The organism is Bacillus sp. CCB-MMP212 (assembly GCF_022748145.1).
Classification (GTDB): domain Bacteria; phylum Bacillota; class Bacilli; order Bacillales; family Bacillaceae_G; genus Bacillus_A; species Bacillus_A cereus.
In genome coordinates this window covers 686454-699260 of the sequence record NZ_JALDQE010000001.1, presented here as the reverse complement: position 1 = coordinate 699260, position 12807 = coordinate 686454, and the positions used below count along the sequence as shown (strand labels likewise).

The window sequence follows — 12807 nt, the reverse complement described above, 5'->3', positions numbered from 1 at the left end:
ATTGTCTAAAAAATAGCGAAGTGTGTATACAGAGGAAGCGGGCGTTTACAATCAGTCGATTCGGGATAAAGATGGGGAGTTTGTTTCATACTAACATACAGATATTGTACTTAAAGGAGTATAAGTATGGGACATTCGCATGATCATGGTCATTCAAAAAATAAAAAGGCGTTACTAATTGCCTTCCTACTAACAACAAGTTTTATGATTGCAGAAGTTATTGGTGGATTTGTAACAAATAGCTTAGCACTACTATCTGACGCGGGGCATATGCTAAGTGATGCAGTATCTTTAGCTTTAAGTTTACTTGCGTTTAAGCTCGGAGAAAAAACAGCAACAACTGTGAAAACATATGGATATAAGCGAGTCGAAATGTTAGCAGCATTATGTAACGGTGTCGTTCTTATTGTCATTTCGGTATACATTTTTATTGAAGCAATCCGTCGTTTTAAAGAACCAGTTGAGATTGCTAGTAATGGGATGCTCATTATTGCAGTCCTTGGTCTGCTTATTAATATTTTATCAGCTTGGATATTAATGAGAGGCGGAGATGTGAAAGGTAATTTGAATTTAAGAAGTGCTTTCCTGCACGTACTAGGCGATCTATTGGGTTCCGTCGGAGCGATTATTGCTGCGTTACTTATTAAATTTTTCGGATGGACTGCTGCAGATGCGATTGCTAGTATTCTTGTGTCTATTTTAGTCATTATTAGTGGATGGCGTGTAACACGTGATACGGTTCATATATTAATGGAAGGTGCACCACAGCACATAAATGTTGAAGAGGTAAAAAGTACGTTATTAAATATTCCGATTGTCAAAGAAGTTCATGATTTGCACATATGGTCTGTCACATCAGATTTTCAAGTATTAACATGTCATCTTATTATTAAAGGGAATGAAACGCAAAGTGTATTAAAAGAGGCTACGTATGTATTAAAGGAGAAATTTCATGTAGAACATGTCACCATTCAAGTAGAAATAGATGGTGAATTTCATCATGATGAGACAACTTGCAAAGTATGAAAGAAAAAGGATAAGAAAAAGTGTCATAACATTTTTCGCACGGCATACATATATATATAATGTGGCCACAAATACTTTGCAAGGTAAATATTTCATGAAATTACTTTACTTATAAAGAGTCATCTTTTATAATCAAAAGTGGTAATTGATAAAGATTATCATTTTCAATGATCGTAGAAAGGAGTTTTTTAAAAGATGAGTAGTCAACTCCGTTTTGCTGTTGAAAATCGTAAGAGGCATTTAATTGATGAGTTAATTGGAGCAGGTGTGTTTAAGATTCGCGACCGACAATTATACGAGCTGTCTTTAGAGGAATTGGAAAAAGAGTACGAAGATATGGAAGATTATGCAAATATTCAGGCGTAGCTATATAGATTAGTAAAAGGAGAGCTGGTTACGATTTTGTGTAACCAGCTCTCTTTTTATTTCGTAGAAATTATTTTTTGTATTTCTTTCATGGGACGGAGCCAGTTTTGAGTCATTATTTGTTCCATTTGTTTTTCGTCTTGCTTCTGCAATGCTTGAATGATAGAGTGATGTTCTTCAATAGATTGACTTGCTGGAACAAAGTTTTGGAAAAACAAATATTCAAGACGTAAAACGTGAAGTTGCATATTTTCTAGAAAGGGTTCAATATATTGATTTTTAGCAATAGAAGAAATTGTATTGTGGAATTGTATATCTAATTCTAAAGCTTGTTTTGTGTTTTTTTTCTCTATAGAGTGCTGAAAATGATCATTTATTTCAGAAAGTAGTTGAATATCAGCGTCTGTAATGTTTTGAAGAGCTTGCTTTCCTATAATAGAGTGAAGACCAGCCATCGTTTCATAAATGATAGATACGTCGTCTAACTTAATAGGAGCAATTTTCGTTTTTTGCCCTGGTACCATTTCCACTAATCCAGAAAGCTCTAATATTTGAAGTGCTTCCCTTACAGGTGTTCTGCTTACTCCTAGTGCCTCAGCCAATTCCCCATCATTAATTTTTTCATTGGGCTTCAGTACACCTTCAATAATCCAATTTTGTAGTTGATTTAAAACGAGTGATTTTGCTGAAATTCTTCCTGGTTTTTTATAATTTTGAGGGACAGGCATAGTGAATTCAATCCTTTCATTGTATATTTTCCTTTTTTGCATGAACAAGCTTTAATTTTTCTTTCCCTTCATCCGGCTGTTGGCTTAAGATGAGCACCATTACAATGACACAAAAAGCGCCTAATAACTGAAAAGATTGAAATGGCACGTGCAATATAAGTACAGAAGAAATAATAGCTGCGAGTGGTTCTGTGCAACCAAATAATGTTGTTTCTTTCGGAGTCAGGTATCTTATGCTGTCTAAGTATAAATAAAAGGCAATAAGTGTTCCGAAAATGACGACAAATGTGATGAGCGGTAGGGTACTTAGTTTTACATATTTCATAGTTGATAATAAAATGAATTCGTTTGTAGAAATAAAGTGTACAATCGTTACACCAATACCCCCAATAATCATGCCCCATCCAACGATAACGGAGGAAGACCATTTTTCTAACAATTCCTTTGAATATAAACTATAAAAAGCGAGAGATAATCCAGATAAAATACCCCAAATAATAGCTGGTGTAGAAACAGCCAAGTTATGAACAGACCCGTTTGTTAGTAAGAGAAAAGTGCCTACTAATGAAAGGGTAATTGAAATGAAATCAATTTTTGATGGACGAACGTTCCATTTGAAAAGTAAGTATACAGTGATGAATATAGGAGCTAAATATTGTAATAATGTTGCCACGGCAGCATTTCCTTCTTTAATTGAAGCGAAATACGTATACTGTACAGCAAGCATACCGAATAGACCAAACAAAATCATTTTAATAGCATCAGATTTTTTTTTCCAAATGCCAAATATCTCTTTTTTTCTCGTTCCGAATGAGGAAATAATGAGCAAAATAATTCCAGATATAAGTAAACGGATCGTAACTAACCATTCGGTTGAAACATTGTCATATTGAAAAAGTTGTTGTGCAGCTGTACCAGACAAGCCCCATAAACAAGCACCGATTATGACCATTATAATTCCTTTTAATCGATTTGAATCCATATGATCTAAAATTCTCCTTTCTAAAAATATAAATTGAATACAATATGCAATATATCACAGAATGACTCGTTAATAAACTGAAATTTCTAATTTGTTTTTTGTGTATAGTAAAATATTGTAGAGGAGGGGGAGTATATGTTAGCTGGATTTTTAGTTTGTTTATTTGTTGGGTTACTTATCATTTTTTTAGTGTATCAAATACATGTGAAAAAGAGGTTGTTTTTGTTAGCGGGATATCAAGAAGAAACGTTTGTTGGAGATAAAAATAAATTAGCGAAGCTTTCAGGAGCATTTTCTTATATAGTCGGAGTTGCTACTATAATATTACCGCTTGGCTTAGAAAAAATAGGTGATGTAGTTGGTATCATATATGCTATATTAATTGTTTTAGGTACAGTTGTATTTATAATTAAAGCAAACCTATTAAATAAGAGTGCTATAAAATAAAAAGGCTTCATTCTACTGAAGCCTTTTATTAATTATTATGAAGTATAAGTAAAAGCCGGAATAGGATCAATAAATGTATTCCACTTTTGTCCCATTTCCTTTTCTGTTAATAGGCAATCATCTAATGATTGTTCAATCACAGAACGATTCATATCAATACCGATAAATACGAGCTCAGTTATTCGATCTCCATATCGCTCGTCCCAGTTTTTTAATACTTCTGGTTCTTCTGCAATCATTTGATTTCTTTCAGTTTCAGGTAATGCGGCTATCCAATCACCGGCTCCTTGAATTGTAATAGAGGAACCTGCTTGAGATAGAAGCCCTATCATATTATTACGAGATGCGAGCCAGAAGAATCCTTTCGCTCTTACAACATCTAAAGGCCATTTTTCTAGCCAATTCATAAGGCGCTCGGGATGGAAAGGATATTTGCGACGGTAAACAAAGGAATTGATACCGTATTCTTCCGTTTCCGGTGTATGATGTTCACTATTTAATTCTTGTATCCAGCCGGCCGATTGACTAGCTTCTTCATAATTAAATAGATTTGTGTTTAAAATTTCTTGTGATGGTACTTTGCTAAACGAAGCTTCAAGAATTTTTGCATTAGGATTTAATTTTTTTAGTAAATGATGAAGCTCTATCACATCTTCTTTTTCTAGCAAATCTATTTTATTAAGAATAATTACGTTTGCAAACTCAATTTGATCTATTAATAAATCAATAACTTCCCGGGTATCATTCTCATCGATTGCTTGTTTTCGGTCTAATAAACTTTCTCCGTCTGCAAAATCATCCCAAAACCTATTTGCATCTACAACTGTAACCATCGTATCGAGGCGACAATTTTTCGTTAAATCAATGTTAAGAACTTCGTCTGTATAAGTAAATGTTTGAGCAACTGGAATAGGCTCACTTATACCAGAAGATTCAATAATAATATAGTCAATATCACCATTTTCAACAAGACGATTCACTTCTATCATTAAATCTTCTCGTAGTGTACAACAAATACAGCCATTTTGAATTTCTACTAGTTTTTCCTCCGTACGTGAAAAACCACCCTTTTTTATAAGAGATGCATCAATGTTTACTTCGCTCATGTCATTAACGATGACAGCTACTTTTAAGTTATTCTCATTAGTCAAAATGTGATGTAGTAAGGTAGTTTTTCCGGATCCTAAAAAACCACTCAATACAGTGATAGGTACTTTTTTCATGAAATGATCTCTCCTTTAAATCGTAATAATTACGTTTTATGTTAAACGATGGGAAAAGAAAAAGCAAGAATAAATCATAATGATTACGATTTAAGAATAGAAATAGACTATAAAATTTGTGCTGTAGTATGGAGCATTTGGACAAGCGCATGTTTACATATAAATAAAATGGAGGCGAGAAGCTTGGTCTTTAATAGAGTTTCAAAAGAATTAGTAGGGATAGCTCTTATCGCTATGTTTCTCTTTTTATTATTTTTTGTAGATTTTACAAGTCTAGCAAATTTGCACAAAAATATGCCACAGGAATGGTTGAATGTGAATACAGTATTTTTAAGTATCATTTTTGAAGCAATACCCTTTATTTTATTAGGGGTAATTGTTTCTTCATGTATTCAAGTGTTTGTGACGGAAGATATGATTCAAAAAGTAATGCCGAAATCTCCGATTGTTGCAATGATTCCGGCAGTATTTGTGGGAGTTCTTTTTCCAATGTGTGAATGTGTCATTATACCAATTGTAAGAAGGCTCATTCAAAAGGGGTTACCACTTCATGTAGGCATTGTTATTTTACTGAGTGCACCCATTATGAATCCAGTTGTTCTTTTATCTACTGTATATGCGTTTCAAAAAAATGATTACGTTGTATATGCACGCTTTGGGATAACAATTTTAGTTGCTCTATTCATAGGTCTAATTGTGTATTATTGCTATCGCGAAAGAAATGTTTTAAAAGATGTAGAGGTTTCAGTTCAAACAAGCAAAAAAAAGAGTTGGAAAGATGTTATGAATCATATTGTAGATGAGTTTTTTGATACTGGTAAGTATTTATTGATTGGTGCTTTTTTAGCAAGTGTATTTCAAACGTTTTTTGATCGGAATGTACTGGATGCAGTAGCACATAACGAAGTAATTGCCCCCTTTATTATGATGGGATTTGGTTATGTTTTATCAATTTGCTCTGCAGCCGATGCTTTTATAGCGGCATCTTTTGGACATGTTTTCTCGGTAAAGGCACTTCTCGCATTTCTTGTATTTGGGCCTATGCTTGATATGAAAAATACGTTAATGCTATTTGCATATTTTCAAAAGAGATTTGTATTCTTTTTGATAGGAATTGTCATTGCATCTGTGTATACCATCCTGCAAATCATAATGTTATAGGAGGTGAGAAAGAATGGAGAAAGAGGAGCAGAAGGCGTATCATCGCTATATACGTGGCATTATTTTAATTGGTTTAGCAATGCTCTTATTTAAACTACTTGTAACAGGTAATATTTATAATTTTATCGCTCCAAAAATGATCAAATTTACGTATATAGCTTTTGTAGTAATTTTAATTTTTGGTACTGTACAAGTTTGGGGAGATGGAAGAGAGAAACAGCATGATTGTAATTGTTGTAAACATCATACAACATCAAAATCAGGGATAAAAAGTTTCTTTGTATATGTTTTATTTGTCGTTCCGATAGTTAGTGCTTTTCTCTTTGGAAGTGTAACAATTGATGGAAGTTTAGCAGGAAAAAGGGGTATGAATCAAAGTGTACAGTCGAGAAGTCTGGAAAGGAATGAAAAAGAGGGGGAACAGGTTAATTTTGATGGGCGAGAAGTATCCGTTGATCCAGAAGAAACATCAAATTTATCAACGACTTATAAAACGGAAGAGCAAGTAGTAAAAAGTATGTTAAGACAGCGTAAACTACAAGTAAAGGATAAGGACTATGTTCAAACAATGAATGTAATTGGTCAAAATGTTAATTGGTTTAAAGGGAAAGAAATTACATTCTTAGGGTTTATATATAAGGATAAAGATGTGACGGGTAATAAAGCAGTAGTGGCTCGATATGGTATAACTTGTTGTATTGCGGATGCATCAGTCTGGGGGATGATTGTTACCGGGAAAAATATTGAAAAAACTCCAGAAGAAACATGGGTGAAAATAACAGGATTATTAGATGAAACGACATATAAAGGAACAGTCTTTCCACTTGTAAAAGTAAACAAAATCGAGAAAATTAATAAGCCAACTGACCCATATGTATATGATGCTTTACCTTAATAGAAAAGAATAAATTCTTCATATTTTCATGAAATAGAATCATAATCAAGGCGATAAAAAAATAAAGATAAGAGTAATTTGGTTTGTTAAAAATATGTGCAGAAGGAGTTATGCGATGAACTGGGTTACTCATAAACCATCATTTGAATTTGAAACATTTAGTCCTATTATTCGGTCACAATCTGCGTGGAGTGGACATTTAGATTTTGCATATGACTTAGTACGATTTGAAAAACCAGAAACTTTAGTTGAGTTAGGTACACATCTAGGTGCTTCTTTCTTCAGTTTTTGTCAAGGAGTAAAAGATGGAGGGTTATCGACTAAATGCTTTGCAGTAGATACTTGGGCTGGAGATGGGCATACAGGTCCATATGGAGAAGGAGTTTTTCAAATAGTAGAAAAAGTAGTGAGTGATAACTACCTTAATATAGGAAATTTAATTCGATCTACTTTTGATGATGCTGTAGACCGGTTTCAAGATGAAACGATAAATCTTTTGCATATTGATGGCTATCATACGTATGAAGCTGTTTCTCACGATTATAATACATGGCTACCGAAAGTCGCGAAAAACGGTATTGTATTATTTCATGATATTGAAGTTAGAAGTGGTGATTTCGGCGTATATAAGTTTTGGGATGAGGTAAAAGCGAAGTACCCTCATTTTCAATTTGCGCATTCATATGGACTGGGAGTGTTATTTCCGAAGGGTTGTAGTGATAAGTTTGAAGAAATACTTAAAAATAAAGAAGAAATACAAAATATGTATAAATAAAGGTAGGGCATGCATCATTTTTATGATGTGTGCCCTATTTTTTATGTAGAAAATAATGGTGTGAATTAAAAAGTTAAGATAGTTGTAAAAAGTTTTGTTGCAGCAAATATTAAAAAAGTTAGTATGGGATTGTTCCTTGTAAATAAAATAAAGCTTTAATACGTTCATATCAATCCGGGATTTTACAGTAGTTAATTTCTTAACTAGGTACTTTGCACTTACTAAATTTTGATACAAGGGTCTTATTGACCGAAAATATCGGGATAAATAAAAATACAACATTTTTTATATTTTTCATTGCGAAAAACGTAATCTACTTTTACAATAGAAAGGGTTGTGAATATATTATACTGGAAAAATAAATCGAAATAATATGAAAATTTTGTTTTGTCTTCGCTAATTGTATATTACATACATGTAAGACGACATACGTCATGTTATCGACTTGTAAGGAGAGAAAAAAATGAAAAGTGTAAGATTACCATCGATGCTAGAAATCATAGTTCTTTTATTACTATTTCTTGCTGTTGTCTTTTCCTTCCAAACGATTTTTGATCTCCCAATTCAATTAGCGCTATTTATTTCATGGTTTTTAGTAATTGCGCTTGGATTAAGATTAGGATTTCGTTATCAAGAATTGCAAGATGCAATTACGAAAGGGATTTCTAACGGATTAGAAGCAATACTGATTTTAGTTGCAGTAGGTGCTTTAATTGGAACATGGATTGCTGGTGGGGTAGTACCAACATTAATCTATTATGGATTAGAATTTATTCACCCTAGCATATTCCTATTAGCAACATTAATTATTTGTTCTATAACTTCTATCGCAACAGGAACGTCTTGGGGAACAGTGGGAACAGCAGGTATTGCTATGATGGCGATTGGTGAAGGACTTGGTTTACCACTTCCGCTTGTTGCTGGTGCAGTTCTTTCAGGAGCTTATTTCGGCGACAAATTATCACCACTTTCTGATAGCACAGTTCTTGCAGCTTCTATGGCGAAAGTAGATGTTATTGCTCACGTTCGAGCTATGCTCGTATTAGATGTTCCGGCTTATATTATTACTAGTATTATGTTTACTGTAGCTGGTTGGATGTATGGCGGCGATAATGTAGATTTGAATCGAGTAGAATTTTTAAAAGAAGCTTTATTAAAGCAATTTGATATTAAAATATGGATGCTTATTCCAGCGGTCATTGTTATCGTTCTATTAGCGATGAAGAAACCGTCTATGCCAACAATTGCAATGGGAGCTTTAATTGGTGCAATTTGGGCAACTCTTTTCCAAGGGATGAACTTTGGAGAGGCGATTGGAACAGCTTATAACGGATTCTCAATTCAATCTGGTGTTGAGTTTGTTGACAAGTTATTAAACCGTGGTGGAATTAACGGCATGCTTGGCTCAGTAGCCGTTATTATTTTCGGTTTAGGATTTGGTGGATTACTTGAAAAACTAGGTGTTTTAAAAGTAATCGTATCAAAATTTGAGAAGAAATTAAATTCTGCAGGTAATGTAACATTGTCTACATTAATCGTGGCATTCTTAGCTAATATATTTGGTTGTGCGATGTATGTATCACTAATTTTAACACCAAAAATTATGGAAGATAGCTATGATAAATTAAAAATAGACCGTCGTGTATTAGCGCGTAACTCAGAAGTAGGCGGAACATTAACTTCAGGTATGGTTCCATGGTCTGATAATGGTATTTTTATGGCTGGTATTTTAGGTGTAGCAACGTTCTCATACGTTCCGTTTATGTGGTTAAGCTTCGTATCGTTAATTTTAGCAGTTATTTACGGATATACAGGCAAATTCATCTGGTATGTAGATGATGCAGATAAAGGAAAGCAAGCATCATAAAATAAAAATCACCTTCTACAATATGTAGAAGGTGATTTTTTTATTTTTTAATAGCATTTTCTGAAGTTATTTCATTCTCATATTTAGCAATTTTTTGTTGTATCTTTTTTAAGTTTTTTTCAGTGTCTTGAATGAGCTGTAAGACATTGGTCTCCTGTTGTTTCATTAATTCTAACCTTTGAAGGATGGTAGATTCTCCTTCCATAGACCAGTCGATAAATTGTTTTATTTTTTGAATTGGCATACTAGTGTTTTTTAAACACAAAATCATCTCTAAATATTTCAGTGCTTCTTCATCAAAAACTCGATCTCCTTTTTCGTTTCTTTGCAGAAAAGGAAACAGTCCTTGTTTATCGTAATAACGTATTTGAGAAATAGTTAAGTGTTGCATTTTGGCGACTTGCCCAATTGTATAATACATATCATTCATCCTTTTATTACCAAGGTATAATGCCATCTTTGTTAAATATTTTACCATTATAGTTTGTTTCACTTAATGCATATTTAATAATAATTTTAGCACTTTCAGTGGTTGTATGGCCACCGGGGGAATTTCCATTAAGATCCGTAGTTGTAAAACCAGGAGTTACTCCAAATACTTCTGGACCGTTAGTGGCAAATTCTTTACTAAAAGCTAATGTTAAAGCATTAATAGCTGTTTTGGAAGAATTATATCCTAGTGTATTAATTGGATGTGTTTCACCATTAGCAAACATTGTTAGTGAGGCCATGTCAGTTGTTACATTTATGATTTTACTGTTGCTTGATTTCTTTAATAATGGTAAAAAGGCTTGCATCATTTGGAAAGTTCCAAAAAAGTTAACTTCAAATCCTTGGCGTAAAGTTTCAATATTTAATTCACTAGGTAGCGTATTGAAGTCTAGCGCTATGCCTGCGTTATTAATTAATAAATGTAAGTGGTCAGTCGTTTCGTAAATTTTCTTTGTTGCTTCTTGAATGGATTGTGAATTTGAAATATCTACTTGAATATAGGAAACGTTTGAAACATTTAAAGATTCTACGGCTTGTTGTCCAAGTTGTTCATTACGAGCACCTAAAAATACGTGATAATCTTTTTCTGCTAATTGACGAACAAGTTCATATCCAATTCCTTTATTCGCACCTGTTATAAAAGCATATTTTTTCATATTGAATTCCTCCAGTAGTGTTATAGTAGGTTACAATGGAAAGGATACAGCCTAAACTTAAGTTTAGGTCAAGAGGAATTTTTTAAAATAAATATAGAATATCTATATATAAGAGTGAGAATTCTTATCATTTAAGAGGAAGTCTGTTATTATAAGAGATGTAGGTATTATATTTTCAAGGGGATGAAAACATGGAGTACAGAATTGAAAGAGATACATTAGGAGAAATAAAAGTTCCAGCTGATAAATTATGGGCAGCACAAACACAACGTAGTAAAGAAAACTTTCCAATTGGAACAGAGCAAATGCCGCTTGAAATTGTAAAAGCATTTGCAATTTTAAAGAAGAGTGCAGCGCTTAGCAATCAAAAATTAGGAAAGCTATCAGAAGAAAAAGCAGAAGCAATTGTAGAAGCTGCGGATGAAGTGATTGCAGGGAAATGGAATGAACATTTTCCGCTTGTCGTATGGCAAACAGGTAGTGGTACACAGTCAAACATGAATGTGAATGAAGTAATTGCAAATCGTGGGAATCAAATTTTGAAAGAGAAGGGATCTGACGTACATATTCATCCGAATGATGATGTGAACATGTCACAAAGTTCAAATGATACATTTCCAACGGCGCTTCATGTAGCTTGTGTAATCGCAGTAGAAAATCACGTATTACCAGCAATTACGAAATTAAAAGAAACTTTAGCAGAAAAAGTAACTGCATTTGAACATATTATAAAAATTGGTCGTACACATTTACAAGATGCAACGCCGTTAACTTTAGGGCAAGAAATTAGCGGATGGCACCGTATGCTTGAAAAAACAGAGCGTATGATTGCAGAGAGCAATACATATATGAAAGAGTTAGCAATTGGTGGAACTGCGGTTGGAACAGGTATTAATGCTCATCCTAAATTTGGTGAGATGGTATCAGAGGAAATTAGTCAATTTACAGGTAAACAATTTGTTTCTGCACCAAATAAGTTCCATGCATTAACGAGCCATGATGAAGTTGTATATACTCACGGTGCATTAAAAGCATTAGCTGCGGATCTAATGAAGATCGCTAACGATGTACGTTGGCTTGCAAGTGGTCCACGTAGTGGTCTTGGAGAAATTATTATTCCAGCAAATGAACCAGGAAGCTCTATTATGCCAGGTAAAGTAAATCCAACGCAAAGTGAAGCGTTAACGATGGTTGTAGCGCAAGTAATGGGGAATGATGCAACAATCGGATTTGCTGCGAGCCAAGGTAACTTTGAGTTAAATGTATTTAAACCTGTTATTGCTTATAACTTCTTACAATCAGCTCACTTATTAGCGGATGCAATTGTTTCGTTTAATGACAATTGTGCAGTTGGTATTCAAGCAGATGAAGAAGTAATTAATGAAAATGTGAATCGTTCACTAATGCTTGTAACAGCGCTAAACCCACATATCGGATATGAAAATGCAGCGAAAATTGCGAAGCATGCTCATAAAGAAGGATTAACTTTAAAAGAAGCAGCGTTGCAATCTGGGCTACTAACAGAAGAGCAATTTGATGAAATTGTAGATCCAAAGAAAATGATTGCTCCAAAAGAGTAATAGAAAAAGCCAGGGTTCTGAGTATAGAATCTTGGCTTTTTTGATGTTCATTTTTAAGTTTCATCTACTTGCAATAATGCAAGCTTCAAAATATATTATTTGTTAGCAGGCGTATTCATTACTTTCATCTGTGGGCAGTTCTCTTTTAAGAGTGAAATGAATTTTTCTTCTTCTTGTGGTACGAAAGTGGTCACTGAGTCAAATAAATTATAATTAATTTCTAATTGTTGCCTCGTCCATTTTTTTGAACGAAGTTTTTTGCCAGAGTACTTAATATGGCGAATGTCTTTAAATGGGATTTCAGTACGAAGTATGAAACCGTGTTTTACAACAAGAGATGATTCCGTTACGTTGTAGTGAGAGAAATAGAATGAAGAAAGATTCACGATATTTAATAGCATCATGAGAGTGAAAAAAATAGAATTTTCATTTTGGAAGAATAACGAAACGAAAAAAATAATTATAAATAATGTAATGAAAATGACGTGGAATGGATTTTTTTTCGCTTTAAACTTCAAGTTAGTCACCTCGGTATACTTGTTCTTTAACTAAATTAAATCATAACATTGTGATAAAACGTGTGAATATGCAGAATTGCATATTCACACG

The 12807-nt window shown here is 33.6% G+C and carries 14 protein-coding genes; 8 read left to right on the top strand and 6 right to left on the bottom strand.

Annotated elements, in window-relative coordinates; all coding sequences use genetic code 11:
- The first annotated feature begins 126 nt into the window (after nt 1–126).
- Nucleotides 127–1026 carry a cation diffusion facilitator family transporter gene (locus tag MRP26_RS03450; protein ID WP_098033419.1) on the top strand — a complete coding sequence of 300 codons (900 nt, stop codon included), beginning with the start codon at nt 127–129 and terminating at the stop codon, nt 1024–1026.
- Nucleotides 1027–1221: 195 nt separating this feature from the next.
- Nucleotides 1222–1392: a Fur-regulated basic protein FbpA gene (gene fbpA, locus MRP26_RS03445; protein ID WP_000098302.1), complete on the top strand. Its 171-nt coding sequence runs from the start codon at nt 1222–1224 to the stop codon at nt 1390–1392.
- A 56-nt stretch (nt 1393–1448) separates the two neighbouring features.
- Here fbpA and MRP26_RS03440 read toward each other — a convergent pair whose 3' ends face one another.
- Both MRP26_RS03440 and MRP26_RS03435 read right to left on the bottom strand, forming a co-directional pair.
- Nucleotides 1449–2120, bottom strand: a complete 672-nt coding sequence (locus MRP26_RS03440; protein WP_003270099.1) for a GntR family transcriptional regulator — start codon at nt 2118–2120, stop codon at nt 1449–1451.
- Between the two features lie 16 nt (nt 2121–2136).
- A complete protein-coding gene (locus tag MRP26_RS03435) occupies nt 2137–3102 on the bottom strand; it encodes a DMT family transporter (protein WP_242805983.1) in 966 nt (321 codons plus the stop codon).
- Nucleotides 3103–3237: 135 nt separating this feature from the next.
- Between MRP26_RS03435 and MRP26_RS03430 the strand changes: the two genes are divergently transcribed.
- On the top strand, nt 3238–3549 hold the full coding sequence (locus MRP26_RS03430) for a DUF3784 domain-containing protein (protein ID WP_065483072.1): 312 nt from the start codon (nt 3238–3240) through the stop codon (nt 3547–3549).
- Between the two features lie 35 nt (nt 3550–3584).
- Here MRP26_RS03430 and MRP26_RS03425 read toward each other — a convergent pair whose 3' ends face one another.
- A complete protein-coding gene (locus tag MRP26_RS03425) occupies nt 3585–4772 on the bottom strand; it encodes a GTP-binding protein (RefSeq protein ID WP_197241871.1) in 1188 nt (395 codons plus the stop codon).
- 168 nt (nt 4773–4940) lie between these two features.
- Here MRP26_RS03425 and MRP26_RS03420 point away from each other — a divergent pair, with 168 nt between their 5' ends.
- The 4 genes from MRP26_RS03420 (at nt 4941) to nhaC (ending at nt 9470) form a co-directional block, all read left to right on the top strand.
- The gene (locus MRP26_RS03420; RefSeq protein ID WP_178389810.1) at nt 4941–5933 is read left to right on the top strand and encodes a permease; all 993 of its coding nucleotides are present in this window, start codon (nt 4941–4943) and stop codon (nt 5931–5933) included.
- Nucleotides 5934–5946: 13 nt separating this feature from the next.
- On the top strand, nt 5947–6828 hold the full coding sequence (locus tag MRP26_RS03415) for a TIGR03943 family putative permease subunit (RefSeq protein WP_197241869.1): 882 nt from the start codon (nt 5947–5949) through the stop codon (nt 6826–6828).
- Nucleotides 6829–6943: 115 nt separating this feature from the next.
- Nucleotides 6944–7603 (top strand): class I SAM-dependent methyltransferase, encoded by a 660-nt coding sequence (locus tag MRP26_RS03410; protein WP_001104670.1) that lies wholly within the window; start codon nt 6944–6946, stop codon nt 7601–7603.
- A gap of 463 nt (nt 7604–8066) precedes the next feature.
- A complete protein-coding gene (gene nhaC / locus MRP26_RS03405) occupies nt 8067–9470 on the top strand; it encodes a Na+/H+ antiporter NhaC (RefSeq protein WP_000843986.1) in 1404 nt (467 codons plus the stop codon).
- Nucleotides 9471–9510: 40 nt separating this feature from the next.
- Here the strand turns inward: nhaC and MRP26_RS03400 are convergent, their stop codons facing one another.
- Complete coding sequence (locus MRP26_RS03400; RefSeq protein WP_197241868.1) at nt 9511–9891, bottom strand: MerR family transcriptional regulator; 381 nt, start codon at nt 9889–9891, stop codon at nt 9511–9513.
- A 16-nt stretch (nt 9892–9907) separates the two neighbouring features.
- Nucleotides 9908–10618, bottom strand: coding sequence for an SDR family NAD(P)-dependent oxidoreductase (locus MRP26_RS03395; protein WP_000759552.1), 711 nt, complete (start codon nt 10616–10618; stop codon nt 9908–9910).
- Nucleotides 10619–10809: 191 nt separating this feature from the next.
- Between MRP26_RS03395 and fumC the strand changes: the two genes are divergently transcribed.
- Complete coding sequence (gene fumC / locus MRP26_RS03390) at nt 10810–12198, top strand: class II fumarate hydratase (protein WP_242805982.1); 1389 nt, start codon at nt 10810–10812, stop codon at nt 12196–12198.
- Between the two features lie 95 nt (nt 12199–12293).
- Here fumC and MRP26_RS03385 read toward each other — a convergent pair whose 3' ends face one another.
- On the bottom strand, nt 12294–12716 hold the full coding sequence (locus MRP26_RS03385) for a PH domain-containing protein (RefSeq protein ID WP_000669072.1): 423 nt from the start codon (nt 12714–12716) through the stop codon (nt 12294–12296).
- Nucleotides 12717–12807: the final 91 nt, after the last annotated feature.

Bases quoted from the DNA above. Each gene is read 5' to 3' on its own strand.
- MRP26_RS03420 (WP_178389810.1), top strand. From the start codon at position 4,941: ATGGAGGCGAGAAGCTTGGTCTTTAATAGAGTTTCAAAAGAATTAGTA.
- MRP26_RS03400 (WP_197241868.1), bottom strand. From the start codon at position 9,891: ATGTATTATACAATTGGGCAAGTCGCCAAAATGCAACACTTAACTATT.
- MRP26_RS03435 (WP_242805983.1), bottom strand. From the start codon at position 3,102: ATGGATTCAAATCGATTAAAAGGAATTATAATGGTCATAATCGGTGCT.
- MRP26_RS03430 (WP_065483072.1), top strand. From the start codon at position 3,238: ATGTTAGCTGGATTTTTAGTTTGTTTATTTGTTGGGTTACTTATCATT.
- MRP26_RS03440 (WP_003270099.1), bottom strand. From the start codon at position 2,120: ATGCCTGTCCCTCAAAATTATAAAAAACCAGGAAGAATTTCAGCAAAA.
- MRP26_RS03450 (WP_098033419.1), top strand. From the start codon at position 127: ATGGGACATTCGCATGATCATGGTCATTCAAAAAATAAAAAGGCGTTA.
- MRP26_RS03415 (WP_197241869.1), top strand. From the start codon at position 5,947: ATGGAGAAAGAGGAGCAGAAGGCGTATCATCGCTATATACGTGGCATT.
- fumC (WP_242805982.1), top strand. From the start codon at position 10,810: ATGGAGTACAGAATTGAAAGAGATACATTAGGAGAAATAAAAGTTCCA.
- fbpA (WP_000098302.1), top strand. From the start codon at position 1,222: ATGAGTAGTCAACTCCGTTTTGCTGTTGAAAATCGTAAGAGGCATTTA.
- MRP26_RS03395 (WP_000759552.1), bottom strand. From the start codon at position 10,618: ATGAAAAAATATGCTTTTATAACAGGTGCGAATAAAGGAATTGGATAT.
- MRP26_RS03410 (WP_001104670.1), top strand. From the start codon at position 6,944: ATGAACTGGGTTACTCATAAACCATCATTTGAATTTGAAACATTTAGT.
- nhaC (WP_000843986.1), top strand. From the start codon at position 8,067: ATGAAAAGTGTAAGATTACCATCGATGCTAGAAATCATAGTTCTTTTA.
- MRP26_RS03425 (WP_197241871.1), bottom strand. From the start codon at position 4,772: ATGAAAAAAGTACCTATCACTGTATTGAGTGGTTTTTTAGGATCCGGA.